The sequence below is a fragment of the Actinophytocola sp. genome, assembly GCF_036002505.1.
Classification (GTDB): Bacteria; Actinomycetota; Actinomycetes; order Mycobacteriales; family Pseudonocardiaceae; genus DASYTH01.
Map to the genome: position 1 here is coordinate 51,576 of NZ_DASYTH010000297.1, position 26,172 is coordinate 77,747.

The 26,172-nt window shown below is 69.9% G+C and carries 17 protein-coding genes; 13 read left to right on the forward strand and 4 right to left on the reverse strand.

What is annotated here, in order from left to right:
* Positions 1-211: 211 nt before the first annotated feature.
* The 5 genes from VGR06_RS26240 to fxsT all read left to right on the forward strand — a co-directional run bounded on the left by VGR06_RS26240 (position 212) and on the right by fxsT (position 10,515).
* A complete protein-coding gene (locus VGR06_RS26240) occupies positions 212-1,801 on the forward strand; it encodes a tryptophan halogenase family protein (protein WP_327561797.1) in 1,590 nt (529 codons plus the stop codon).
* A gap of 4 nt (positions 1,802-1,805) precedes the next feature.
* The gene (locus VGR06_RS26245) at positions 1,806-3,047 is read left to right on the forward strand and encodes a cation:proton antiporter (protein WP_327561798.1); all 1,242 of its coding nucleotides are present in this window, start codon (positions 1,806-1,808) and stop codon (positions 3,045-3,047) included.
* A gap of 150 nt (positions 3,048-3,197) precedes the next feature.
* Complete coding sequence (locus VGR06_RS26250; protein WP_327561799.1) at positions 3,198-4,988, forward strand: hypothetical protein; 1,791 nt, start codon at positions 3,198-3,200, stop codon at positions 4,986-4,988.
* A 38-nt stretch (positions 4,989-5,026) separates the two neighbouring features.
* Complete coding sequence (locus tag VGR06_RS26255) at positions 5,027-6,154, forward strand: AAA family ATPase (protein ID WP_414637331.1); 1,128 nt, start codon at positions 5,027-5,029, stop codon at positions 6,152-6,154.
* Positions 6,151-10,515, forward strand: a complete 4,365-nt coding sequence (gene fxsT, locus VGR06_RS26260; protein WP_327561800.1) for an FxSxx-COOH system tetratricopeptide repeat protein — start codon at positions 6,151-6,153, stop codon at positions 10,513-10,515. The genes VGR06_RS26255 and fxsT overlap by 4 nt, the downstream gene beginning before the upstream one ends.
* Here the strand turns inward: fxsT and VGR06_RS26265 are convergent.
* Both VGR06_RS26265 and VGR06_RS26270 read right to left on the reverse strand, forming a co-directional pair.
* Positions 10,504-12,339, reverse strand: a complete 1,836-nt coding sequence (locus VGR06_RS26265) for an HEXXH motif domain-containing protein (RefSeq protein WP_327561801.1) — start codon at positions 12,337-12,339, stop codon at positions 10,504-10,506. The genes fxsT and VGR06_RS26265 overlap by 12 nt on opposite strands.
* An 809-nt stretch (positions 12,340-13,148) precedes the next feature.
* Positions 13,149-13,832 carry a Crp/Fnr family transcriptional regulator gene (locus VGR06_RS26270; protein ID WP_327561802.1) on the reverse strand — a complete coding sequence of 228 codons (684 nt, stop codon included), beginning with the start codon at positions 13,830-13,832 and terminating at the stop codon, positions 13,149-13,151.
* Positions 13,833-13,976: 144 nt separating this feature from the next.
* On the opposite strand from VGR06_RS26270, the gene VGR06_RS26275 reads away from it, so the two are divergent.
* The 3 genes from VGR06_RS26275 to xylA all read left to right on the forward strand — a co-directional run bounded on the left by VGR06_RS26275 (position 13,977) and on the right by xylA (position 16,931).
* Entirely contained in the window at positions 13,977-14,321 is a 345-nt protein-coding gene (locus VGR06_RS26275; protein ID WP_327561803.1) for a hypothetical protein, read from the forward strand.
* Between the two features lie 229 nt (positions 14,322-14,550).
* Positions 14,551-15,771, forward strand: coding sequence for an ROK family transcriptional regulator (locus VGR06_RS26280; protein WP_327561804.1), 1,221 nt, complete (start codon positions 14,551-14,553; stop codon positions 15,769-15,771).
* Positions 15,771-16,931, forward strand: a complete 1,161-nt coding sequence (gene xylA / locus VGR06_RS26285; RefSeq protein WP_327561805.1) for a xylose isomerase — start codon at positions 15,771-15,773, stop codon at positions 16,929-16,931. The genes VGR06_RS26280 and xylA overlap by 1 nt, the downstream gene beginning before the upstream one ends.
* A gap of 67 nt (positions 16,932-16,998) precedes the next feature.
* Here xylA and VGR06_RS26290 read toward each other — a convergent pair whose 3' ends face one another.
* Positions 16,999-17,394: a hypothetical protein gene (locus VGR06_RS26290; protein WP_327561806.1), complete on the reverse strand. Its 396-nt coding sequence runs from the start codon at positions 17,392-17,394 to the stop codon at positions 16,999-17,001.
* A 216-nt stretch (positions 17,395-17,610) separates the two neighbouring features.
* On the opposite strand from VGR06_RS26290, the gene VGR06_RS26295 reads away from it, so the two are divergent.
* From VGR06_RS26295 to VGR06_RS26310, 4 genes are all read left to right on the forward strand, one after another.
* Positions 17,611-18,384, forward strand: coding sequence for a cyclase family protein (locus tag VGR06_RS26295; RefSeq protein WP_327561807.1), 774 nt, complete (start codon positions 17,611-17,613; stop codon positions 18,382-18,384).
* Positions 18,381-20,003 carry a thiamine pyrophosphate-binding protein gene (locus VGR06_RS26300; protein WP_327561808.1) on the forward strand — a complete coding sequence of 541 codons (1,623 nt, stop codon included), beginning with the start codon at positions 18,381-18,383 and terminating at the stop codon, positions 20,001-20,003. Before VGR06_RS26295 ends, VGR06_RS26300 begins: the two co-directional genes overlap by 4 nt.
* Before the next feature lie 242 nt (positions 20,004-20,245).
* Positions 20,246-20,821, forward strand: coding sequence for a sigma-70 family RNA polymerase sigma factor (locus VGR06_RS26305; protein WP_327561809.1), 576 nt, complete (start codon positions 20,246-20,248; stop codon positions 20,819-20,821).
* Positions 20,818-21,294 (forward strand): hypothetical protein, encoded by a 477-nt coding sequence (locus VGR06_RS26310; RefSeq protein WP_327561810.1) that lies wholly within the window; start codon positions 20,818-20,820, stop codon positions 21,292-21,294. Before VGR06_RS26305 ends, VGR06_RS26310 begins: the two co-directional genes overlap by 4 nt.
* Positions 21,295-21,367: 73 nt before the next feature.
* On the opposite strand, the gene VGR06_RS26315 is transcribed toward VGR06_RS26310, so the two are convergent.
* Entirely contained in the window at positions 21,368-21,598 is a 231-nt protein-coding gene (locus tag VGR06_RS26315) for a sigma factor-like helix-turn-helix DNA-binding protein (protein WP_327561811.1), read from the reverse strand.
* A gap of 631 nt (positions 21,599-22,229) precedes the next feature.
* On the opposite strand from VGR06_RS26315, the gene VGR06_RS26320 reads away from it, so the two are divergent.
* Positions 22,230-26,141: a VPS10 domain-containing protein gene (locus tag VGR06_RS26320; RefSeq protein WP_327561812.1), complete on the forward strand. Its 3,912-nt coding sequence runs from the start codon at positions 22,230-22,232 to the stop codon at positions 26,139-26,141.
* Positions 26,142-26,172: the final 31 nt, after the last annotated feature.

Here is a 26,172-nt window from a genome sequence, read left to right on the forward strand (position 1 = left end):
TGCCAACCTCCCCGCGTGCGCACGACGATGGTGTAAGAGTCGGGTCACCCGGACGAAACATTACGGCATCCTGCCGCGCCCGTGGCGGGCCCAGGTGACACCCTCAGTAGTGATCGCTGCAACCCGTTTGGCGGTGTCCTCAAGAGACGCTCCCCTGACACACTCCCGGTCGTTCAAGATCGATGCAGGTTTTGGGACCGGGACGGGGCACATGGACTACCGTATTAAGCGCGTCGTCGTGCTGGGCGGCGGCACGGCCGGATGGATGGCGGCATCCTACTTAGGCAGGGCCCTCGGGCCTGGTGTGAGCATCACGGTGCTGGAAGCTCCCAGCATTCCGCGGATCGGCGTCGGCGAGGCCACCGTGCCGAACCTGCACAAGACCTTTTTCGACTTTCTCGGGCTGGCCGAGGAAGAGTGGATGCGCGAGGTCAACGCCAGCTTCAAGATGGGCATCAAGTTCCTCAACTGGCGCACCGACGGCGCCGGCGAGGCCACCGGCCGGCCGTTCGGTGCGGGCCCCGATCACTACTACCACCTCTTCGGACTGCTGCCCAACGTCAACAACCTGCCGCTGTCGCACTACTGGACCTACAAGAAGCTCGCCGGCACGACCGACGAGCCGTTCGAGTACGCCTGCTACCGCGAACCCCCGGCCATGGACAGGAACCTGGCCCCGCGCTTCCTCGACGGCCACAAGTGGACGAACTACGCCTGGCACTTCGACGCCCAGCTCGTCGCCGACTTCCTGCGCCGCTTCGCGGTCACCAAGCAGGGCGCGGTGCACGTCGAGGACAAGATGACCGAGGCGCTCATCGACCAGCGCGGGCACGTGACAGCGCTGCGCACCGAGGGCGGCCGCACGATCGAGGGCGACCTGTTCATCGACTGCTCCGGCTTCCGCGGCCTGCTGATCAACCAGGTCATGAAGGAGCCGTTCCTGGACATGAGCGACCACCTGCTCAACGACAGCGCGGTCGCCACCCAGATCCCCAACGACGACGAGGCGCTCGGAGTGGAGCCGTACACCTCGGCGATCGCCATGACCTCCGGCTGGACCTGGAAGATCCCGATGCTCGGCCGGTTCGGCACCGGCTACGTGTTCTCCTCGCGGTTCCAGACCCGCGACGACGCCACGCTGGAGTTCTGCCGGATGTGGGGCGTCGACCCGGAGACCCAGCCGCTCAACCAGATCAAGTTCCGGGTCGGCCGCAACCGCCGCGCCTGGGTGAGGAACGTGATCAGCATCGGCCTGGCGTCCTGCTTCCTGGAGCCGCTGGAGTCCACCGGCATCTACTTCATCACCGCCGCGCTCTACCAGCTCGGCAAGCACTTCCCGGACAAGCGGTTCGACCCGATCATGTCGGCCCGGTTCAACGCCGAGATCGAGACCATGTTCGACGACTCGCGCGACTTCATCCAGGCGCACTTCAGCTTCGCGCCGCGCAACGACACCGCGTTCTGGCGCGCCTGCAAGGAGCTGGAGCTGGCGCCGGACATCGTGGAGAAGAACGCGATGTACCGGGCCGGGCTCGCGGTGAACATGCCGATCACCGACGAGGGCACGTACTACGCCAACTTCGACGCCGAGTTCCGCAACTTCTGGAACAACAGCAACTACTACTGCATCTATGCCGGCCTCGGCTTCCTCCCCGACCACGCGTTACCCTCGCTCGCCGCCCGCCCGGACGGCATCGACCAGGCCGAGCCGGTCTTCGCCGACATCAAACGCACGCAGGCCGAGCTCCTCGAGAGCCTGCCGACCACCCACGAGTACCTGCGCCTGCTGCACGGCAAGTGAACCGGTGAGCTCGCATCAGGCCACCCTGCTGCTGCTCGATCTCGCGTTGATCCTGGTGGTCACCCGTGCCCTGGGCGCGGTGGCCACCAGGATCGGCCAGCCCGCGGTGATCGGCGAGGTGCTCGGCGGCATCCTGCTCGGCCCGACCCTGTTCCACGGCACCCTGTTCCCGGCCGACGTCCGCCCGTTCCTGTCCGCCCTGGCCAGCGTCGGCGTGGCGCTGTTCATGTTCGTCGTCGGCATGGAGCTCGACCAACGCCTGATCAAGGGCAAGCTCCGCATCGCCGTCAGCGTCTCGGCCGGCTCCCTCGTGCTCCCGCTCGGCCTCGGCATGCTCCTGGCCCTCTACCTGGCTCCCCGCCACACGTTCTCCGGCGACCGCCTCGGCTTCGTCCTGTTCATGGGCGCCGCCATGTCCGTCACCGCCTTCCCCGTCCTGGCAAGGATCCTCACCGACCGCAACCTGCACCGCACCACGATCGGCAGCCTCGCCCTGGCCAGCGCCGCGATCGGCGACGTGCTGGCCTGGTCCCTGCTCGCCGTGGTGGTGGCCATGGTCAGCGGCACCCTGCACTGGCAGCTGATCTTCGCGCCGCCCTACCTGATCCTGATGTTCACCGTCGTCCGCCCCCTCCTCCGCCGTCTCGCCACCGTGCACGACACCGACGGCACCCGCTCCCGCACCTCGCTCGCGCTGGTACTCACCGGCCTGCTCGCCTCCGGCGCCCTCACCGAATGGTTCGGCCTGCACTACATCTTCGGCGCGTTCCTCTTCGGCGTGGTCATGCCCCGCAGCTCCATCCTCCGCGAAGACATCCTGGCCCCGATCGAGCAGATCAGCATGACGTTCCTGCTCCCCATATTCTTCGTGGTCGCCGGCCTCTCGGTGAACCTCTCCACCATCGGCACCGTCGGCCTCACCGAGCTGTCGCTGATCCTCGCCGTCGCCATCACCGGCAAGTTCCTGGGCGCCTTCCTCGCCGCCCGCCTCCAAGGCGTCCCCACCCGCCCTGCCGCCATCCTCGGCACCCTCATGAACACCCGCGGCCTCACCGAACTGGTGATCCTCACCGTCGGCCTCCAACTCCACGTCCTCGACCCCAACCTCTACTCCCTCATGGTCATCATGGCCCTGGTGACGACGGCCATGGCCGGCCCCCTGCTGCACTTCCTCCAATCCGGGCAGAACCCGGAGAAGGTCCTCGACGGCCTCCCCGCCGATGCGGGTGTCGATTTGCGGCGCTGACTCTGATTGATCCCATTCAGTGAATGGGTTGCCGGTGGTTCGGGTTTGCCCATGTCTTGTCCCAGGCTGTCCAGTCCCCGTGCTGTCAACCGGCCGCCGATCATGGTGAAATCAAGAGGGCTCTGTGGTCGGTAGGGGAGGGATGGTCCCGTGCAGCAGCACATGCCTCTCCACCGCACGATCGTGGTCGTGGACGTCGCCGGGTTCATGAATCCGGCGCGCACCATGGCCCACCAGCAGGCCGTGCACGATGGCATGTACGACGTGCTGCGCCGCGCGTTCGCCGAAGTCGGGGTGGACCTCGACGCCGCATGCACGGTCGAGGACCGCGGGGACGGCGCACTCATCCTGGTGCCACCGGAGATTCCCAAAAGTCTGCTGACGGACCAGTTTCCCAGCCGGTTGGTGGCGGAGTTGCGGCGGTACAACGCGGTGCACGCCACGGAGGCGATGTTCCAGTTGCGGGTCGGGCTGCACGCGGGCGAGGTCCGGCAGAACAGCCGGGGCGCGGTCAGCCCGGCGATCAACCTCGCCTTCCGCATCCTGGACGCCTCGGCGGCCAAGCTCGCGTTGCGCCGGACCGCCGCCCTGCTCGCCTTGATCGCCTCGGACTTCTTCTACCACGAGGTGATCGAGCAGGATCCGGCGGCTGAGCCCGACACGTACCACCGAATTCCCGTTCAGGTCAAGGAAACCTCGACGGAGGCGTGGCTGCGGGTGTCCGAGGGGGTCGGTGTCCCGGCGCCGGCTCCGGACGTCGACGTGTTCATCCCCGAGCAGGCGGGCCCGGCCGACCCGGAGGTGCTCGGCATCCTGCCGGCCCGAGAGCTCGACCAGCTGCGCGGCTGGCTGTCCGGGATCGCCGTGCGCGGCACAGCGACGCTGATCCGGCGCGCCGCCGGCCCGGGCGTTCCGCCGCCGCCGGGTGACGCCGACGCCTGGCAGGTGTTCCAGCACCTCATGGACTTCAATGCCGGCAGCGACGGGTTGCCCCCGGCTTTCGTGTTCCTTGAGTTGCTGTCCGGCCAGCTGACCGACTCGCTGGCCGCGTGGCTGCGGGCGTGGCTGACCGACCGCGTGGGGCACCTGCGGCTCAAGCCGGCGTTGCAGGCGTTGCGTGCGCGGTCCTTCCCGGTGGACCTGGACGCGCGGCTGCATCTGCTGATCGTGGTGGAGCACGACGCCATCGACCCGGCACGGTGCCAGCTTTCCTTCTGGCGGCAGGACGATCCGGACGAGTGGCCGCCGCAGCGTGGGAACACCCGGGAGCTACGGCTCGCGGATCTGCCGGACGCGGTGGACCACCTGATCGTCGACGCCGAGCGGGCCTGGTCCGGGCACGGTGGCAACGCGGCGCTGGAGTTCGTGCTGCCGCGCGCGTTGCTGCATCTGCCGGTGCACCGCTGGTACAAGGAGCGCAGCTCCGGCGATCCCCGCATGCTGTGCCTGGCCTATCCCGTCGTGGTGCGTTCGCTGGAGCGGATGAGAACGACGCACTGGCACCGTGTCTGGCACGAGCGCTGGCGGATCTTGATGAATGACCCCGAGGCCGCGCAGGTGCTGTTCGTGGATGCCGCCGACCTGCGTGAACGACACCGTCTCGACGCCATTTTGAATAGTCCACAATGGTCCGCGATGGTATTGACGAAGCCGCCGTTACCCCGGCCCGTGCGAGGGTCGGAGGCCGACGAGCTCACTGCCGCGTTGCGGGCCGGTTTGCCGGCGCTGATATGGCATCCCAAGTTGCCTGCGGATGCGTTGCGGGAGATCGTTTCCTGGCTCGCGGAGGCGGATGGCATGCGCGATCTGTCTGCACGTGCACAGGCCGCGCGACTCGCTGCTTTACGGGCCGATCCGACTCCGTTCGACGCCGACCTGGCACTTGATTTGGTGGTATTGTGGGACAACCCCGAGCGCCGGGTGGTTCTTGATCAGCTCTAGGGGTCGTCCCGCCGGTAACGGCAAATGAGGAATTACCGATGAGCGGTAACGACAATTCGTCGGAATCGATGTCCGGCCTACCCGCCGCGCACGGCAAGGCTCCGGACTGGCGCATCTACCGCGGTACCGGGCGGCCGTTACCGGACGTCAACCTCGCTGAGTCGCTGCCGCCGCCGCCCCCCTGGCGCGTGTTCGCCGGCGAGCCGTTGCCGGCCAGCGACGAGCCGCCCGCCGACGACGGTGAGGCGGACCGCCGGCTGGGCTCCGAGTTTCATCTGACCGAGCGTGACATCGACCCGAACGAGGTCGACATGGTCAACGCCGCCCTGTATTTACGCCGCCCGTTGCTGGTGACCGGCCCTCCCGGTACCGGAAAGTCCAGCATCGCGTTCAAGATTGTCCGGGAGTTGGGCCTCGGACGGGTGTTGCGGTGGCCGATCACCAGCCATACCACCCTGAAGGAAGGGCTGTACCTCTACGACGCCATTGGCCGGGCGCAGGCGGCGGCCACCAGGCAGATCGCCGCCAAGGCGGACGCCATCGCCGGAGCCCATGGCTCGACGGAGTTCCTCGCCGAGCTGCCGATCGGCGAGTTCGTGAAGCTCGGTCCACTGGGCACGGCTTTCTTGCCGCGGAGGTTGCCGCGGGTCCTGCTCATCGACGAGCTGGACAAGAGCGAGGCGGATCTGCCGAATGACCTTCTGGGGATTTTCGAGGACGGCGAGGTCAACATTCCCGAGCTGGCGCGGGCGCGGGACCGGACCCCCGAAGTATCCGTTTTCACCGATGACCCTGCGGCGACCGCCACCATTGTCGGTGGTTCGCTGCGGTGTCGCGCCTTCCCTATGATCGTAATCACGAGTAATGGCGAAAGGGACTTTCCGCCGGCGTTTCTCCGGCGCTGCCTGAGGTTGGAGACCCGCGCTCCCGACGCCGAACAACTGGCCAAGATGGTGGCCAATCACCTGACCGATCCCGACGGTGAGCTCAGGAATCGGCTGGTTCGCGAGTTCGTCGAGCGCAGCGCGGAAACCGGCGGCCTGCCCGCTGACAAGCTGATGGACGCCGTCTATCTGGCGACCTCCGGCGCTTACGAAGCGGGCGACCCGTCCTGGTCCCGGCTGCGGGACGCGCTGTGGCGTGAGCTGTCCTCGCTGGTGCCATGAACAGGGGACGGGGGTCAGCGGCCGAAGCCCGCACCGCGCGACCCGGCCGGCTCGACGTCGCGGACCTGGCCTGGCGCGAGGTCGCCGACGCGGTCTGGCTGACCGCGGTCACCGGCGGGTTCCGGCGCACGGACGCCGAACCCACCCGCCAGCCCGAAGGTGCGCCCGCGCCCAGAGTGGACGGTGCGCCGGAGGCTCCCGCCCACGTCACGCGGGATGAGCGTGCCGGCCGGCACGACGACTCTGCCGGCGCGGGCCGCACCGAGGCGGTCTATCTGAGCCCGGCCGATCTCGGCCGCACCGGCCGGCGTCCGCCTCCGGCCCTGGTGGCCCGGTCGGCGCACATCGTCCGGGCGCTGCGACCGCTGAAGCGGAAGGTCGAGGACTGGCGCGAGGACCATGTCGTCCTCGACGAGGTGCTCACCGCGGAACGTGCCGTCCAAGATGGACTGTGGCTGCCCATGATGACCCGGGGCACGGTGCGCTGGCTCGACCTGACCGTGGTCGTCGACGCGGGTCCCTCGATGGCGCTGTGGACGTCGACGGTCACCGCGTTCCTCGCCCAACTGCAGCAGATCGGCGCGTTCCACACGATCCAGCTGCGCCTGCTGGACACCCGGGCGGCGCACCCGACCCTGCACGGCGGGACGCTCGCCACGCCGGCGCGCGGCCCGGCCGAGCTGGTGGACCCGTCCGGACGCCGGGTCATGCTGGTCCTCACCGACGGCGTGGGTGAGGCGTGGCGGCGCAACCGCGTCGCGCCGATGCTCGCCCTGTGGGGCGCGTCGATGCCGGTGGCGGTGGTTCACGTGCTGCCGCAACGGTTGTGGCCGCATCAGGGACTGGACCTGCACCGGGCCCGGCTGGAGGTCACCGGCCGGCTGCGCCCGAACCGGCGGTGGCGGGTGGAACTGGCCGACGCCTGGCTCGAACCCGACGACGGTGTCCCGCCCGGCGCCGTCCCGGTGCCGGTCCTGGAGCTCGGGCCGCGGTGGTTGGGCTGGTGGGCCCGGCTGATCACCGAGGGGCACGGCGGCGCGGCCGACGCCATGGTCCTGCTGGCCGGCGCCGCGTCCTCGCGTGCCGTGCGGGAGACCGCACCGGTCCGGGACGAGTCCGGGCGTCAGCGGGTGCACCGGTTCGTCAGCGTCGCCTCGCCGCCGGCCGTCCGGCTCGCCACGCTGCTCGCCGCCGTTCCGGTCAACCTGGATGTCGTCCGGCTGGTCCAGGACGAACTGGTGCCCGAGTCCGGGCCCGACCATCTGGCGGAGGTGCTCACCAGCGGGCTGCTGCGACCCTCCGGCGACGGCAGCCGCACCTGGGACACCGTCGTGTTCGACTTCGGGGAGACGGTGCGGGACGTGTTGCTGAGCGGGGCCCGCCGCTCGGACACGGCCAACGTTCTGCGCCTGGTGACCGAGCGTTTCGGCGACCGCAACCGTGCGCTGCGCCACCTGCGGGCGGCGCTCGCGGACCCCGACGCCACACCCGATCCCATGATCACCCCGGACAACGCCTACTACGTCATGCTCGAGCGCACCGTCATGCGCGCGCTCAGCGGGCCCTACCTGTCCCGCGCCGATCGGTTGACTCACCTGGTGCTCGACCAGGCAGCCGACGAAGAGGCGGCTGCCTCCACGCCGCGTACTACCATTGGCACTGAGATAAGCACGGTGAGTGACAACATGGCCGACCTGTCCACGCATGCCGATCTCCCGGGTAAGCCGGCGGAGACCGCTACCCCCGTCGCTCCGGCGCCTCGCTCGGCGCCGCTCAGCGAGACCGCCGTCGGCGAGCCGGGCCCCAGCCCCACCGCTCCGCGGGATACGCCGGAGACCTTTCCGATGCTGCTGCCGCCGGAGCGGCAGGGCGAGCCCGTTCCCGTGGTGTGGGGCAACGTCCCGCCGCGCAACCCCAACTTCACCGGCCGCACGGAACTGCTCGAGGCGCTCGGCCGGCGCCTGGCCGCGGGCGGCACCACGGCCATCCTCCCGGCCGCGCTGCACGGCATGGGCGGTATCGGCAAGACCCAGATCGCCGTCGAGTACATCTACCGCCACCTCGAGGACTACGAGATCGTCTGGTGGATCCAGGCCGCCCAGCTCGCCCAGGTCCGCGCCGGCCTCACCGAGCTCGCCCAGGTCCTCCGCCTCCCCGGCAGCTCCGAATCCCCGACCGCGGTCCCCGCCGTCCGCGAGGCTCTCCGCCTGGGCAAGCCCTACCGCCGCTGGCTCCTCGTCTTCGACGCCGCCGAAAGCCCCGACACCGTCCGCCAGTTCTTCCCGGCGGGCGGCACCGGCAACATCCTGATCACCTCCCGCAACCCCGACTGGGCCAGCGTCGCCCGCCCCCTCGAGGTCGCCGTCTTCCACCGCGACGAGAGTGTCGAACTCCTCCGCCGCCGCGGCCCTGAACTCGAAGACGACGACGCCGACCAGCTCGCCGACAAACTCGGCGACCTTCCCCTCGCCATCGAACAGGCAGCCGCCTGGCGCGCCGAAACCGGTATGCCGGTGAGTGAATATCTGAGGCTGTTCGATGAAAAGGTCGCCGAAATTCTCGACACCTCCGCCCCGGCCGGCTACGAAGTCTCCGTCGCCGCCGCCTGGAACGTCTCCTTCGACGAGCTGCGCACCCGCAGTCCCGCCGCCCACCAACTCCTCCAGGTCTGCGCGTTCTTCGCCCCGGAACCCATTTCCCGCAGCCTCTTCACCGGCGTCCGCGGGGTGTCCATCTCCGAGGATCTCGACGTCGCCCTCCGCGACCCCATGCAGCTCAGCCGCGCCATCCGCGACATCAACCGCTACGGCCTCGCCAAGATCGACCACCGCAAGGCCACCCTGCAGCTGCACCGCCTGGTCCAGATCGTGCTCCGCAACCGGATGACCGATCAGCGCCGGGAGGAAATGCGCCATGGCGCGCACATCCTGCTCGCCAATTACGACCCGAACGATCCCCAGTCGTCCAAGCTCTGGCCGCGATATGCGGATATTCTCCCGCATGTTCAGGCGGCGGAGCTGACCGAGAGCGATGACCCGTGGGTGTGCAAGCTGGTCATCAACCTGATGCGGTACCTGTACTTCTGGGGCGACCTGGACGAGGCCTCCGCGCTGGCGCGGCGCGCTCTCGACCGGTGGACCGTCCGGCTGGCCGAAACCAACCCGCACGCCATGGACGCGGCCAGCTTTCTGGGCATGTACCTGTGGGCCCTCGGCCGGTACACGGAGGCGGCCCAGCTCAACCGGCGCACCCTGGAACTGCGCCGCCAGGTGTCCGGGGAGAACAGCGAGGAGGCCATCATCGCGCAGCTCCGGGTCGCGGTGGACATGCGGTCCGCGGGCGATTTCCGGGGCGCACGCGAGCTCAACGAGCAGATCTTCGACAACGCCCGGCGGCTGTACGGCGAGGACGACCCGATCACCCTGCAGACCGCGCACGACCTCGCGGTGAGCGTGCGGTTGTGTGGTGACTACCAGCGGGCGTTCGAGCTGGACAAGGTCACGAGTGAACGGCGCGCCGAGGTGCTCGGCTACGACAATGTCGACACGCTGAACACGATGAGCGGGATGTACATGGACCGGCGCGAGCTCGGCGACTACGCCAAGGCGCGCAAGGAGCACGAGCGGATCGCGCAGCGGGTGCAGGAACTGCTCGGTGAGGACAAAGTGGACACTCTGCGCAGGTTCGCCTACCTCGCCGTGACCCGGCGCAAGGACGGCGATCATGCCGGGGCTTTCGAGCTCTCCACCAAGGCGCTCGAGCTGTACCGGCACCGCTACGGCGAGGACCACCCGATGGCCATGGCGTGCGCGATCGACCACTCGAACGACCTCCGCCACGCGGACGACCTGCCGGCCGCACGCGCGCTCGGCAACCAGACCCTGGAGCGGTATCGCGCCAAACTCGGTGACAGCCACCCGCACACCCTCAGCGCCGCCGTGGATCTGGCGGTGACCTTGCGGCTGTGCGGTGAAATCGCGGCGGCGCGCCAGCTCGACGAGACCTCACTCGAGCGGATCCGGGCCGTGCTCGGCCCGGAGCACCCGTACGCCGTCGTCTGCGCGGCCAACCTGGCCAGCGACCTCGCGGCGCTCGGCGAGGCCGAGACGGCACTGGCCCTCGGCACCGAGGCGGTCGGCCGGGCCGGGCACGTCCTGGGCGCCCGGCACCCGACCACGCTGGCAGCCAGGCTCAACATCGCGTTCGACCTGCGCGCACTCGGCCGGTCCCAGGAGGCGGAAACCCAGTACGCCGAGGTGCTGGCCCTCTTCCGTGAGGTACTGGGCCCGACTCACCCGACGACCCTGGCCGCCGTCCGGAATGACCGCGCCAACTGTGACATCGACCCGCTACCGCTGTAGGGACTCGGCTGCCGGGCGTGACCACCAGGCGAGGTATTCATCCAGGTCCGCAGCGGTTGCCGTCCGGTCGAGGATCTCGCGGTACACGGCACGGACGAGCTCCGGGCGGTCCAGCAAGGGTGCCGCGGCGCGGTCGCCCGACGCGGACAGCGCCAGGCCCAGCCCGACCCAGCCGGATGCCGGGTTCGGGTCGCCGGCCAGGTCGGCCTGGTACCGGCGCGCCGCCTCGGCGAAATCGCCGGAAGCGTAGGCGATGTCGGCGTCGGTCGCGTCGGCGACGATCGACCGGATCTCGGCGATGTCCCGGGACCCGGGCCCGGTGAGGCTCAACCGGATGAGGTCGGTGCGCGCGCCGGGCCAGCTGCCGTCCGGCTCGACCGTAGGCCGCTGGTCGGCGGCATACCTCCGGTCGCCGGGGCTGTCCCGCTCACCGATCCAGCGGTCGGCGACCTCGTGCACGAGGTCACCGGGCGGGCTGACGTGTCGCAGCCGCCAGCCCGCGACGTGGTCGGTGCCGGCCGCCGCCGCCAGCTCGGCCGGCTCACCGGGGACCGGCTCGTGCTGCCACGGTTCGAGCTTCCCGGCGATGCTCTCGACGAAGCGATGACCGGCGGCGGTCAGACTGTGATCGCCGAGCAGGCCTTGCAGCGTCCGCCAGGTTCCGGCACGCCAGTAGGCGAATTCGAACCAGGCCCGATGATCCCCGGTCGTGGCGGCGACCGCCCGCCAGAACTCGGTGACGCCGAGGAAGGAGTAGATGCCGTGCAGGGTGCCGCCCACCGGCCGGGGATCATCCCGCCACAGCGTGTAGAACCGCTGGCTTCGGTCGTCGGCGTGCAGCTCGAAGAGGTTCGTCAGGCCGTACAGGCGGATGTGCTGGTACTCGTGCACCAGCGTGGCGGCCAGGGCCACGGCGTCCGGCGGCCGTTCCATGATGGCGCTGCCGAACGTCTCACTGGTCGAGCCGCTCTGGTTCCGGAACGCCGCCACCGGGTACGGCACGATCGACTCCAGCCCGTCCGGGAGGCCGTCGGCGTAGTCCGGCAGATGCTGGACGATCAGCTGCCACGCTTCCTGGAGGAGCTCGTCCCAGGCTTTCACCTCGTCGGCGTCGATCCGGCGAGGTGCCAGGAGCCGGTCCTGGCCGCGGTACGGGTCGAGGTCGTCCAGGCGGATCGACAGCCGGTGCCCGCCGTTGTGGGCGGTCAGCGTGCGCAGCCCCCACCAGCCGGACGTGTCCGCCATGGCGTTGCGCGGCAGGGTCACGTGACCCGTGGCGGTACTGATCTCCACCCGCTCGTCCTTGGCGCGAATCTCCGCGACGGCCCATGGCTCCGCCATCGTGAAGCGGGCCATGCCCAACGTCGGCAGCGCCACACCGCCGCCCCCGAGGGGTACCCGGGTCTCGAAGTTGATCCCCGCCCTGATCGCGGCGGCCGCGGCCAGCGAATGGAAGTGGCCGACGTGCGCCCACACCGGCCGGTCGTCTTCCACCTCGCCGTGGATCACCTTGAGCACGTGGCTCAGCCACGCGCCGGTGTACGGATGCAGGAGGATCGACCGGTAGGCGTCCGGCGCGACGTCCTGAACGCGGGCGAGCAGGTCCCATGCCTCGTCCGGCTCGGGAAGGTCCCCCCACAGCTTCGGATCCGCCGTGACGTCGAAGATGAACGCCCGGAGGAGGTGCAGCCGCCGGCTCAGCTGTGCTCGGCGCAGCTGACGAACGACGTTTGCGCCACCACCGCCCCGGGCGAGCAGGTCGAAGTCGGCTCGGGACATCCGGTGGTGCGGGTACGAACCGGTGGCGCGTTTGGCAACGGACACAGTTGCCCTCTCCGAGGGATCCATCGGTACAGGTGGGTGTTTGGCGGATCAAGTTCTAACCGGCTGAGGCTGACGATTGTGTCATTGCTACTCGAAGGCAGAGATCTGTGAGCACGAGGTACGCGCTTTGCTGGGCCGGCCATTCTGGGTCAGAACATAACGCGACGCGTCTCGAAGTCCGTCATCGTCCTGTCGGAGATTCGAAAGCTGAGTTTCCGCGATATCGGTCAGCTCGGATTCTTCCTCGGGTGTCCCAGGGGTCGCGGTCATCGATTCGCCCCCATGTCCAGAAGGAATGCGATGAACCCGATATTCACCTTTTGCTGACCGGCGCAGGTGGAGCGGGTTATATAGTTAGTCGACGATGACCAGCTCACGCTTATACTCCTCAGAAAGCCGGGCGACGCAATTGATAAACCAGGGCGCGCCCGGGTGTCGCAATCGTACTCGGCAGTGCAAGTCCCCGTGACGTCAGGGGAAGGGTATTTGACTACGCTTTGTAGTCGAATCCAGTGTGTGTTATGCGACTATCCAATGGTCGTCGGGGCGATGGCAGCAGGTCGAAGCCATGTTGATGGCGCCACCTTCGATGCCCGGATATAGAATATCGATACATTGTCCGATCACTCAGAGTCATGATCTGCCCGCAGATCTCCCAGTAGGATCTCGCCGATGTCGATCAGTTCAGACTCCAATGCGGGCTCGTCCTCGCCGGGAGGCTGCGATGAACTCATGATTGCGGTTCCTTTCCTGCCCCGGATAATCAGAAACGCGCGGTAATGCCACCGTGGATCACGGTAGAGGTGAGCTCAGACGGTACGCTTACCCGCCGCGAACTCCCGAAGCTGCTGCTGGCGCTCGATTATAACTCTTCCGCGGGTAGTCGCAACGATACTGAGGGAGCGCAACCGATCGAGGCCGCGGATGAGAGTGCTCCGGGAGACGCGCGCGATGGCTGCCAGTTCTTCCTGTCCAAAGGGGAGGATTATGGGCGCGTCGGCCGGGGCGTCCGGCGCGCACTGGGCGGCCAGTTCGACGAGGATGGCGGCCAGCCGTTGAGGGAACTCTGGGCCGCCGGCTTCCAGATGAAGATGCGCCGATTGTTCGAGGCGGATGGCGGCGGTGCGGAACAGCTCTTCGGCGATGTGCGGCCGGTTCGAGAGGACGGCCCGAAGCCGGGTGGCGGGGATGACGAGGGCGGTGACCGGGGTGATGGCCTGGATCGTGGCGTTGCGGGGGAGGTCGGTGATCGCGGCGAGCTCGCCGACGATCTCGCCGGGGCCGCGGGCCGCGATGGGGGCGAGCTCACCGCGGTCGTTGGTGACCGTGATCTTCACCCAGCCGGAACGCAGGACGTACATGCTGCCCGGTGGGCCGCCCTGAGACGCGATGATCTCGTCGGGGCGCCAGGTGCGGGTGTAGCCGGCGGCGGCGAGCGCGTCCTGCTCGGCGGGGAAGAGGCGGTGCCAGGCTCGGCTGTCCGGATCGGTCACGCGTAGGTCCTTCGGGGAGTCGGGCCCGGCGTATCAAATGACACATCGTGAGATCCCGCTAAGCGTAAGCATCGCAGTGTGTTGCGCACGCTGGGAATAACGATGGACAGTCAGGAATCGGATCGCCAGAGGTTCCGGCGCCTCATGGCGGAGTCGTCGGGGTCGACGCCGCGGCCGATCCCGCCGCACCCTCCGCTGGTATCGGGCGGGTGGTACCACGGCATGTCGGTGGAGGAGGTGTTGGGACCGGGGCGGGTTCCGCTCGAGGAGCCGGTGGACCGGTCGGTGGGCGCGGCGCTGGCGCTCACGATGATGTTCGGGCCGGTAGGTTTGTTCTACGTGTCGATGGTCGGCGGGCTGGCCTGCACGGCGCTGACGATCGTGGCGGTGTTGCTGTACGGGCCGGCGCCGTTGCTGATCGCCTGGCCGATCTCCATGGTGTGCTCCGGGATCATCGCCGGCGCGATGCGGAAGGAGTACCGGCAGTAGAAGTGCGACGTCCGGCTCGGCCGACGCGGGTGCTCGGACGAGTCGTCGATATAGAGCCGCCCGGGTGCTGAGAAAGCGCCCGGGCGGTTCGGTCTGTGCCGGCGCGGGCGGCACGGCCAGAGACCGGCCATCTTCGTTAGGCTGAATGGAGTATTGCCGGCACCTGTGAGCTTGGGTGAGGCTGCCTGTCGGCAGCATTTGGTCAGGGCCTGAACGAAGTGGGTGCAGCGTGGCGGACAGCCGGCCGGTCGACCAGGCCGACCTGCGCCGGGGGAACCTCGCTCTGCTCGTGCGCATCCTGCGCGAGCACGGCGCGCTGTCCCGGGCTCAGCTCGCCATGCGCTCGGGGCTGTCCAAGGCCGCGGTGTCCAGCCTCGTCGGCGACCTCGAGCTGCGCGGTCTGGTGCACGCGGCCGGCGTCTCGTCGGGTGGGCTGGGGCGGCCGGGCCGGCTGGTCGCCCTGCGGCCCGGCAGCGCCTGCGGCATCGGGCTCGATGTCCACATCGGACACGTCGGCGCGGTCGTCACGGACCTGCGCGGCGAGACGCTGTTCCGCCGGCGGGTGGCCTGCGAGGTGCCGGCCGTGGGCCCCGAGCGGGCGCTCGACGAGCTCGCCGCCGTCGCGGGCGCGGCGCTCGCCGCGGTGAGCGCCGCCGGTGGGCACCCCGCGGGCCTCACGGTCAGCGTGCCGGGGCTGGTCGACACGGATGCCGGCATGGTCCGGTTCGCGCCGCGGCTGCGCTGGCGGGACGTCTCGGTCGCCGCCGGTCTGGCCGCGCGGACCGGGGTGCGCCTCGCCGACCTCGCCGTCGACAACGACGCGAACCTCGGCGCCATGGCCGAGCACGCGGCGGCGCCGGTGCCCGACCTGGTGTACGTGACCGGCGACTTCGGCATCGGCGGCGGGGTGATCACCGGCGGCCGGCTGGTCCGCGGCGCGATCGGCTTCGCCGGGGAGATCGGCCACATGCCGATGGATCCGCTCGGGCCGGAGTGCTCGTGCGGGCGGCGCGGTTGCTGGGAGACCCAGGTCGGGCTCGGCGCGCTGCTGCAGGCCGGCGCCGATCCGGGAGACCCGGTGTGCGACCCCACGCTGGACCTGGACGAGCGGATGGCGATCATCCGGGCCCGGGCCGAGCGGGGCGACCGGCGCACCCGGCACGCCCTGCATCAGATCGGCTCCGCGCTCGGCACCGGAGTGTCCATTGTGGTCAACATGCTGAACCCGGCCGTGGTGGTGCTGGGCGGTTACTTCGCCGCACTCCCGGAGTGGCTGGTGGAGCCGGTCCGCGCGGAGGTGGCCGCCCGGGTGCTCGCCCCGGGCGTGCGCATCGCCGGCTCGACGCTCGGGTTCGCCGCGCCGGCCACCGGCGGGGCGCTCGCGTCGCTGCGCCGGGTGCTGGCCGACCCGACCCTGATTTCCCGACAGATCATGGAAAGAGGTACGTGATGAGCAACGACTACAGCCCGCGCCCCGAGCACAAGTTCAGCTTCGGGCTGTGGACGGTGGGATGGCTGGGCATCGACCCGTTCGGCGTGGCCACCCGGGAGCCGATGGACCCGGTGCACGCGGTGGAGCGGCTGGCGTCCCTCGGCGCGTGGGGGGTCAGCTTCCACGACGACGACCTGATCCCGTTCGGCGCGGACGACGCGGAGCGCTCGAACCGGATCGCCGCGTTCCGGAAAGCCTTGGACGCCAGCGGTCTGGTGGTGCCGATGGCGACCACGAACCTGTTCACCCACCCGGTGTTCAAGGACGGCGCGTTCACCGCGAACGACCGGGACATCCGGCGGTTCGCGCTGCGCAAGGTGCTCCGCAACCTCGACCTCGCGGCCGAGCTGGGCGCGAAGACCTACGTGCTGTGGGGTGGCCGCGAGGGCTCGGAGTCACCGGTGGCCAAGGACGTCCGGGCCGCGCTGGACCGCTACGCCGAGGGTCTGAACGTGCTGTGCGCCTACGTCCGGGAGCAGGGCTACGACATCCGGTTCGCCATCGAGCCGAAGCCGAACGAGCCGCGCGGCGACATCCTGCTGCCCACCATCGGGCACGCCCTGGCGTTCATCACCGAGCTGGCCGACCCGGAGATCGTCGGGCTGAACCCGGAGGTCGGGCACGAGCAGATGGCCGGGCTCTCGGTGGTGCACGGCTACGCGCAGGCGCTCTGGCACGGCAAGCTCTTCCACCTGGACCTCAACGGGCAGACGGGTCCGCGCTACGACCAGGACCTCCGGTTCGGCAACGGGGACGTGAAGAGCGCCTTCCTGCTGGTGGATCTGCTGGAGGGGGCCGGGTACGACGGGGCGCGGCACTTCGACTTCAAGCCGGCGCGCACCGAGGACGAGGACGGGGTGTGGGCCGCGGCCGCGGGCTGCATGAAGAACTACCTGATCTTCAAGGAGCGGGCGGCGGCGTTCCGGGCCGACCCGGAGGTGGCCGCGGCGCTGGCGGCGACCCGGGTGGCGGAGTTGTCCGAGCCGACGCTCGCGGCCGGGGAGAGCCTCACCGCGTTGCGCACCGAGGAGTTCGACCCTGAAGCCGCGGCGAAGCGCGGAAAGGGCGTGGAGCTGCTGGACCAGCTCGCCCTCGAGCACCTGTTCGGGGTGCGCTGAGAAATTAGGTGAATGCAGCACTCACGAAAATGGTCTGCGTGAGTGCTGCATTCACCGGGGTGGAACCCTAGGAGACCACGATGCTGATCGGGGCGCTCGGGACGGAGCGGTTCAGGGCGAAATCGACGGCCTGAACGGTGATCTGGTGCGGGCCGGGGGTGATCCGGCCGAGGTCGACCAGGGTCTGGATGTCGTAGGTCGTGGCGACCGGCTTGGCGCGCTGCTGACCGTCGACGAGCACCCAGTAGTTCTTCACGCCGGTGCCCACGTCGGTGGACGGATCCCAGCTGACGACCGGCGCGTTGCGGGTCACCGTGGCCGCCGCGGCCAGCGTGGTGTCGTGCACGTTCTGCGGCACGGTCGGGGGCGTGGTGTCGGTCTCGGCGGCGGCGGACGGCGCGACAATGGCGGCCGCGGCAACCGCGAGCGCGGCCGTCAGGATCTTCTTGCCAAAGGTGTTCACTGCATACACTCCTCATGACGAAAATGACTCGTCAGGACGTTGGAGAATGGGGGCTTTCTCCGGCGTAACTCACCGCGGCGAAGCTAACTTCGGGCCTTGGTGGAATTCTCGTAATTGGCTGGAATATCGGCATACCGGCTCGTCATGGGGTTGCCCGGCCGGCGTACCCTGCCGCCGACGGGTCGCGACGGCGCGGCCGGAGCGAGGAGGCGCACCATGGCGTTGCTGCAGGACCTGCTCGGCGCGATCCGGGAGAGCCGGATCGAGATCGTCGACCTCACCGCGCCGCTGTCGGCGAGCACGCCGGTGCTGCGGCTGCCCGAGCCGTTCGCCAACACGATCCCGTTCCAGCTCGAGGAGATCAGCCGGTACGACGAGCCCGGCCCGTTCTGGTACTGGAACAACATCCACACCGGCGAGCACACCGGCACCCACGTCGACGCGCCGAAGCACTGGGCCTCCGGGCAGGACGGCCTCGACGTCGCCCAGCTCCCGCTGCGCGCGCTGGTCGCGCCCGCGGTCGTGCTCGACGTGTCCGGCAAGGTGGCCGGCAACCCCGACTTCGTGCTGGAGATCGAGCACGTCCGGAAGTGGGAGCAGGCCAACGGCCCGCTGCCGGCCGGCGGATGGCTGCTCTACCGCACCGGGTGGGACGAGCGGTCCAGCGACGAGGCGGCCTTCCTCAACGCCGACGAGACCGGGCCGCACTCACCCGGCGTGTCCGCGGAGTGCGCGCGGTGGCTGGCCGAGGAGACGGAGCTCGCCGGGTTGGGCGTGGAGACCGTCGGCACGGACGCCGGCGCGGCGCACAGCTTCACGCCGGCGTTCCCGGTGCACAACTACTTCCTCGGCGCGGGCAAGTGCGGGCTGACCCAGTTGCAGAACCTGGCTCAGCTGCCGGCGACCGGCGCGATGATCGTGGTCTCGCCGCTGCCGATCGTCGGCGGTTCGGGCAGCCCGGCGCGGGTTTATGCGCTGGTAGAGAAGTGAATACGGCTGAACTCGTTGGTCGGGTGCTGGCCGGGCTGGGCGCGGGGCACGCGTTCGGGGTGGTCGGCAGCGGCAACTTCGAGGTGACCAACGCGTTGCGCGCGCACGGGGTGCCGTTCACGGCCACCCGGCACGAGTGCGGCGCGGCGACCATGGCCGACGCCTATGCCCGGATGAGCGGCCGGCTCGCGCTGGTCACCCTGCACCAGGGGTGCGGGCTGACCAACGCGATGACCGGGATCGGCGAGGCGGCGAAGAGCCGGACCCCGATGATCGTGCTGGCCGGCGAGGTCGCCGCCTCCGCCGTGCGCTCCAACTTCCGGATCGACCAGGGCGGCGCGGCCGAGGCGGTGGGCGCGGTGGCCGACCGGGTGTACTCCGCGGAGACCGCGGTGGCCGACACGCTGCGGGCCTACCGCACCGCGGTGTACGAGCGCCGCACGGTGGTGCTGAACCTGCCGCTGGACGTGCAGCGCGAGCCCGCGGCCGACGTCCCGGTGGAGAAACCCCCGCCGCCGCAACCGGTCCGGCCGGACGGCACGGTGATCCGGGAGCTGGCCGCGGTGCTCGGCCGGGCCAGTCGCCCGGTGTTCGTCGCCGGCCGGGGCGCCCGCGGTGCCGGCCCGGAACTGCGCGCGCTGGCCGCCGCGTCCGGCGCGCTGCTGGCCACCTCGGCCGTCGCCAACGGGCTCTTCGCCGGGGACCCGTGGGCGCTGGGCATCTCCGGCGGGTTCGCCTCGCCGCTGACCGCCGAGCTGATCAGCGGCGCCGACCTGGTGGTCGGCTGGGGCTGCGCGCTGAACATGTGGACCACCCGGCACGGCCGGCTGCTCTCCCCGGACGCGGTGCTGGCCCAGGTCGACCTGGACCCCGCGGCGCTGGGCGTGCACCGCCCGGTGGATCTCGGCGTGCTCGGCGACGTCGCCCTCACCGCCCGGGACACGCTGGCCGAGGTCGTTCCGGCGGCCGGATATCGCAGCGCGGACGTGCGGGCCCGGATCGCCGCCGCGGCGCGCTGGCGGGACGTGCCGTTCGAGGATCAGTCCACATCGGACCGGATCGACCCGCGGCGGCTGAGCGTGCTGCTGGACTCGTTGCTGCCGGCCGAGCGCGTCGTCGCCATCGACTCCGGCAACTTCATGGGCTACCCCAGCGCCTACCTGTCCGTGCCGGACGAGTACGGCTACGTGCTCACCCAGGCGTTCCAGTCGATCGGCCTGGGCCTGGCCACCGGGATCGGCGCGGCGCTGGCCCGCCCGGACCGGCTGGCCGTCGCCGCGCTCGGCGACGGCGGCTGCCTGATGAGCGTCGCCGAGCTGGACACGGTGGCGCGCCTGGGGATCCCGATGGTCATCGTGGTCTACAACGACGACGCGTACGGCGCCGAGGTGCACCACTTCGGCCCGGACGGCGCGAACCTGGACACGGTCGTGTTCCCGGACACCGACATCGCCGCCATCGCCCGCGGGTTCGGCCTCGCCGGCAGCACCGTGCGCACCCCCGGCGACCTCGGCGCCCTCACCGAATGGCTCTCCGGCCCGCGCGACCGCGCAATCCTGGTCGACGCCAAGATCACCAGCGACGGCGGCTCCTGGTGGCTCGCCGAAGCGTTTCACTAGTCCGCCTCTCCGGAATTTTGACCTTGGTTGCGCCCCGGGAGACGGTGCGGCTGGCGGGTTGGTTGGGGCTGGGTGCCGTCACGGTCCCCTTAGGTGCGGTTGGTTGGGCGAGGCTGAGTGAAAGACCTGCGCGATGATCCCTCAGGCACGACCCAGGTGGTTGTATCAATGGCCGGGCGGCGCACTCCGTAGGGTGGGTTTCGGTTTGGTGAAGGAGAGCGTGTGGCGCGATGATGCTGACCATGCGTGACGATCCGACGGTGGTGGCGCTGGTGGAGCGGGCCCGGGACGGGGACCGGCGTGCCTGGGACGAGATCGTGGCGCGGTACGCGACGCTGGTGTGGTCGGTGTGCCGGCGGTACGGGCTCACCGGGAGCGATGCGGAGGATGTCGGGGCCAGCGTGTGGTTGCGGCTGGTCGAGCGGCTCGGGTCGATCCGGGAGCCGGCGGCGCTGCCCGGGTGGATCGCCACGACCACCCGGCGGGAGTGCCTGCAGGCGTTGCGGACGGGCCGGCGGCAGATTCCGGTGGAGGACGACGAGTTTCCGGACGAGGAGGGCGCGGCGTCCGACGAGTGGCTGCTCGAGCAGGAGCGGCACATCGCACTGCGGCTGGCGTTCGCCGGGATTTCCGAGCGGTGCCGGCGGCTGCTGTCGATGCTGTTCGCCGACCCGCCCGCGCCGTATGTGGAGATCGCGGACACCCTGGGGATGACCGTCGGCGGCATCGGGCCGACCCGGATGCGCTGCCTCGAGCGGCTGCGCGATCGTCCGGAGTTGGTGGCGCTCCGGCCGACCGCCCCGACCAGCGGGAGATGAGCGCCATGGCGACCGGGTGGGACAGTGACGAGCGGCTGCTTGCCGACCTCGGGGCGGCGCTGCGGGCCGAGCGCGAGGTGCCGGAGCGGTTCCTGGAGATCGGCCGGGAGGCGTTCGCCTGGTACGACGTGGACGCCGAGCTGGCGGCGCTGACGTTCGACTCGGCGACCGCGCCGGCCGGCACCCGGGCCGAGACCGCCACGCTGCGCGCGCTGACCTTCGCGGCCAGGAGGCTGACCATCGAGCTGGAGGTGACCGCCGGCGCGCTGGTCGGCCAGGTGGTGCCGCCCCAGCCGGGTGAGCTGGAGGTGCAGCCGCGCGAGGGCGAGACCCGCACGGTGCCCGTCGACGAGGTCGGCTGGTTCGCCATCCGCCCGCGCCCGGCCGGCCTGTTCCGCCTGCACCTGCACACCGCCGAGAGCGACGTTCTCACCGAGTGGATGAGCACGCGAGTCCCCGGTTCCAGCGCATGAGTTCGTAGTTCGGAACGTGGAACTCGCGTGCCTGAAACGGGGACTCGCGTGCCTGAAGTGGGGACTCGCGGGGTCAGGGGGTGGGTGGGGTGGGCAGGCCGAGGTCGTCGAGGGCGCAGCGGAGGGCGTGCAGGGCGTGGTAGGTGCGGGTGCGGACGGTGCCGGCGGGGACGCCGAGCTGCTCCGCGGCGTCCACAATGGACAGACCGCGGTAGTAGACCTGCGCGAGCACCGCCCGGTCCTCCGCGGTCAGTCGCGCCAGGGCCTGACGCATGGCGTGGGCCTGCGCGGTCTCGTCGTTCACCGAGGCGTCACCCTATTGGGTCGCAGCCGGGCGCGGGATGACGGATGATGTACGGCACGGGAGCGACACACCTCGCATGTGCCGCTCCCGTCCGTTCCCCGGCGACCCCTGCAATCACCGGGCGCCCACAGTGCCCCTTCGGGCAACGGGAGTCATTAAGCCACAACAGGTGTGCGCGCGCCAATCCGCCATCTCGGTGAGACCCGGCGCACATGTTGGCGATTGGTCAATTGTTCAGACAACGACTGATTTTCTTTGGTCCATTTCTCGTCCGGCGTGGAAATTGTTGCGGCCCGGAGCGTGATCGCGCCCAAGGACGCCGCCGGCACTCTCGGTACGCGGGTGCTCACGCAGCGAGGTGAGTGCTCGGACGGGGCGGGCGCGTGGCCGCCGGTCCGGTGGATCACCGCGGCCACGCTGTCTGGGAAAAATTCGTCCCCTATTCGGTGTAACGTTTTCGCGGCACCGAGAATAGGTTGACATATTGCGTTCCATGCATTGATCCGGTTCGTTCCCGGTGTCTGCTTCCAGCCCAACGGCCCTGGGAACAACTGCCGTCGAACGGCGTCTTGTGCGCGCGTTGATCAGGAGGGAAACTCCGGCGGTCCCCTCCGGCGACCTGGGAGTTCTCATGGTGCGCTCGCGTCTTCGTACCCGCTTTCTGCTTGCCGCGGCGGTGACCTTGGTGTTGCCGCTCGTATCCGTAGTGTCGCCGGCGCAGGCCGATCCACCGCCCGACGACACCCCCGTTCTGCTGCACCCGAAAGGCGAGCACGAGGACGGCTCCGACGAGAACGAGAGCTTCGACAAGCTCCGCGACGCCTATTACTGGAGCCGCCTGCTGGCCGGTGACGAGGAGATCTCCCTGGACAAGGCCTCGACGCTGCGCTCCCAGGCGGCGAACAAGGCCTCCACGATGAGCACCGCCGAGTCGAGCTCCCCGTACGGCGGCCACTGGCAGAGCGTCGGCCCCGACCCGATCGTCCAGGTGGCACGAACCACCAACACGTTCGAGGCGGTGTCCGGCCGCATCGGCGCGCTCGCCATGCGCAGCGACGGCTCGATCATCCTCGGCGCCGCGCAGGGCGGCATCTGGACCTACGACCCGCCGACCGGGACCTGGATCTCCCGCACCGAGGACTCCGACACCCAGTCCATCGGCGCGCTGGCCGTCGCGCCGAGCAACGACCGGATCGTCTACGCCGGCACCGGCGAGGGTGCGCTGTCCGGCGACAGCTACTTCGGCGACGGCGTGTGGCGCTCGACCGACGGCGGCGAGACCTGGACCCACGTGTCCAGCCAGTTCGCTGGCCAGGCCACCTCGTCCATCGTGGTCGACCCGAACAACTCCAGCCACGTGTACCTGGCCAACCTCCGCGGCCGCGGCGGCGTCCGGCGCACCACCCACCCGTCCCAGGCCTTCTTCGGCATCTGGGAGTCCCGGGACGCCGGCCGGCACTGGAGCCTGCTCAAGGGCACCCAGGACGAGCTGCACGGCGCCACCGACCTGGTGATGGATCCGCGCAACCCCAACGTTCTGCTCGCCTCGTTCTGGGGTGACGGGATCTACCGCTCCACCGACGGCGGCCAGCACTGGGCCAGCGCCCTGGGCAACCTGCCGGCCGGCAACTTCCTCGAGGGCGGCACCCGGTTCTCGCTCGGCCTGTCGCACCCGGCCGGCGACGCGAACGCCACGCTGTACACCGGATTCGACTACTTCGACCTGAGCGACACCCACCACGATGCGCGGATCTGGAAGTCCACCGACTACGGCGAGCACTGGACCGTGACGCCGAACGGCACCGGCACCGACTCCGTGCTCGCCTACTGCGGCACGCAGTGCTTCTACGACAACGTGGTCAAGCCTGACCCGAACAACGCCAACATCGTCTACGCGCTGGGTGTCTACGGCTACAACAACAGCCCGCAGTCCGGCGGCGTCTACCGGTCCACCGACGGCGGCGCCACCTGGAAGAACCTGGGCTACGACCTGCACCCGGACTTCCACGCGATCGCCTTCGAGCCGGACAACTCCCAGCACATCGTGGTCGGAAACGACGGCGGCGTCTGGCAGTCGTTCACCGGCGGCGGGCGTAACGGCGCCGGCGAGCCGCTTTCCGCCGCGCAGTGGGAGAACCTCAACGGCCAGGTCAACCCGACCACCGGCGCGCTGATCCACTCCACCGGCCTGCGGATCACGCAGTTCACCAGCATCGCCACCGTGCCGACGGTGCCCGGCCAGTACTGGGGCGGCACCCAGGACAACGGCACGCTGCGCAAGTCGCTGGCCAACGACCGGTGGTTCGACCAGGCCAGCGGGGACGGCGGCCAGGTCATCGTGGACCAGACCAACGTGAACCCGGTCAACCCCAACGTGCCCTCGTACGTGTTCGGCACGTTCTTCGGCATCTCGCCGTACCGGTACAACCCGACCTCGGTGAGCACGTTCTTCGGCAACGAGCCGATCGACGGCGGCATCAACATGTCCGACCGCGCCGAGTTCTACGTGCCGTGGGTGCAGAACCGGGCCAACCCCAACCAGATGTTCCTCGGTACCTACCGGCTCTACCGCAGCGACAACGCGGAGACGCCGTCGGCCGCCGACGTGAAGTGGGACATCATCAGCCCGGACCTGTCCACCGGCTGCACGGGCTCGGCCCCCAACGGCGCGCGCGGCTGCTTCATCAGCTCCATCGGCGTCTCCGAGGGCGGCACCGGCGTCTACGTCGGCACCGACGACGGCGTGATGTCGGTGAGCCCGAACGCGACAACCGCCGAGCACCCGACCTGGACCCGGGTCGGCCAGGGCCAGCTGCCGAACCGTCCGGCCACCCAGATCGCGGTGGACCGCTCGAACTGGCGGATCGCCTACGCGGCCTACGCCGGGTTCGGCGCGGCCACGCCGTCCAACACCGGGCACGTGTTCAAGACCACGGACGGCGGGCAGACCTGGACGAACATCACCGGCGGCCTGCCGGACGTCCCGGTCAACTCGATCATCCTCGACCCATCCGACCCGAACCTGCTCTACGCCGGCACCGACGTCGGCACGTTCGTCACCACCAACGCCGGCCGGACCTGGCTGCGGCTGGGCAACTCGATGCCGAAGGTGGCCACCTGGCAGCTCGACTACGACCCGGCGCACGCCGTGCTGGCCGCCGGCACGCACGGCCGCGGTGCCTACACGCTGGACACCTCGGTGAACACCCCGGCGCTCGTCGTGTCCACTTCGGACGCCGGCACGCCGGTCGGCCCGGGCGCCGACGTGCACTACTCCGTCAAGTTGCGCAACATCGGCAACTGGGTGGCCACCGGAGTGAACATCACCGTGCCGATCCCGCAGAACACCGCGTTCGTCTCCGCGGGCCAGGACGGTGCGCTCCGCAACGGCAAGGTGCGCTGGGACTTCCTGGAGGTGCCGGCGGGCGGCAGCACCACGGTCGACTTCACCGCGCGCATCTCGCCGAACCTGCCCGGCACGGTCACCGAGATCGTCAGTGACGGCGTGGTGGTCAAGTCCGGCCAGGGCCCGGGCACGACCGGCAGCCCGCACGCCACGCCGATCTCGCCGGCGCACGCGGTCACCGTGTCGGCCGCGAGCACCACGGACGGCGCCCGGGTCGGCACCGACGTGTCCTACCCGGTGCACCTGAGCAACCGCGGCTTCCAGGCGGACAGCTACACGCTGGCCACGGCCGGCTCCTGGCCGGCGGCCACGTACGACGCGTCGTGCAGCACCCCGCTGTCGGTGACCCCGACGGTGGCCTCGGGTGCCGCTGCGGACGTCTGCGTGAAGGTGAGCGTGCCGGCGGGCGCGGCCAACGAGGCGCGCAACGACACCACGCTGACCGTGAAGTCGTCCGCGGATCCCGCGGTCGGCGGGACGGCGACGCTGACCTCCATCGCGGTGGCGGTCGACACGCTGCTCATCGACGGGGACCTGGACATCCCGGACGTCTCGGGGCTCTACCGGGATGCGTTGTCCGCCAACAGCACACCGTTCAGCTACTGGGATCTGACCGCGGATCCGGTGCTGCCACGCAACTACGTCAACGCGCACCACAGCGTGGTCTTCTTCACCGGCAACCAGTATCCGGCCCCGGTCACCCCGTACGAGCCGCAGCTCAAGGCGTTCCTCGACGGCGGCGGGCGGCTGCTCATGTCCGGCCAGGACATCCTGGACCAGAGCGCCGGCACCACCGCGTTCGTCCGCGACTACCTGCACATCAACTGGGACGGCACGGAGAACCAGAACGACAAGCCGACCGCAGCCGTGCACAGCGTCGCGGGCAACCCGGTGAGCGACGGCATCGGCACGGTGCCGCTCGACCACAACGTCCTCGGCGCGTTCTTCGAGGACCAGGTCACCCCGATCGCGCCGGCCACCCCCGCGTTCACCGACGACTCGGGCGCGGCCAACGCGCTCACCGTCACGGCCGGCTCCTACAAGGTGGTGTTCCTGGCCTTCCCGCTCGAGGCCTACGGCACCGCCGCGCAGAAGGCCGACCTGGTGAAGCGGGCGTTCATCTACTTCGGTAGCTGAGCCGAGCAGAAGAAGGGGTGCGCGGGCGGGT

Coding starts and splice junctions, on each gene's coding strand:
- VGR06_RS26240 (WP_327561797.1), top strand. CDS start 212: ATGGACTACCGTATTAAGCGCGTCGTCGTGCTGGGCGGCGGCACGGCC.
- VGR06_RS26255 (WP_414637331.1), top strand. CDS start 5,027: ATGAGCGGTAACGACAATTCGTCGGAATCGATGTCCGGCCTACCCGCC.
- fxsT (WP_327561800.1), top strand. CDS start 6,151: ATGAACAGGGGACGGGGGTCAGCGGCCGAAGCCCGCACCGCGCGACCC.
- VGR06_RS26275 (WP_327561803.1), top strand. CDS start 13,977: ATGGCGGAGTCGTCGGGGTCGACGCCGCGGCCGATCCCGCCGCACCCT.
- xylA (WP_327561805.1), top strand. CDS start 15,771: ATGAGCAACGACTACAGCCCGCGCCCCGAGCACAAGTTCAGCTTCGGG.
- VGR06_RS26295 (WP_327561807.1), top strand. CDS start 17,611: ATGGCGTTGCTGCAGGACCTGCTCGGCGCGATCCGGGAGAGCCGGATC.
- VGR06_RS26305 (WP_327561809.1), top strand. CDS start 20,246: ATGCGTGACGATCCGACGGTGGTGGCGCTGGTGGAGCGGGCCCGGGAC.
- VGR06_RS26310 (WP_327561810.1), top strand. CDS start 20,818: ATGAGCGCCATGGCGACCGGGTGGGACAGTGACGAGCGGCTGCTTGCC.
- VGR06_RS26320 (WP_327561812.1), top strand. CDS start 22,230: ATGGTGCGCTCGCGTCTTCGTACCCGCTTTCTGCTTGCCGCGGCGGTG.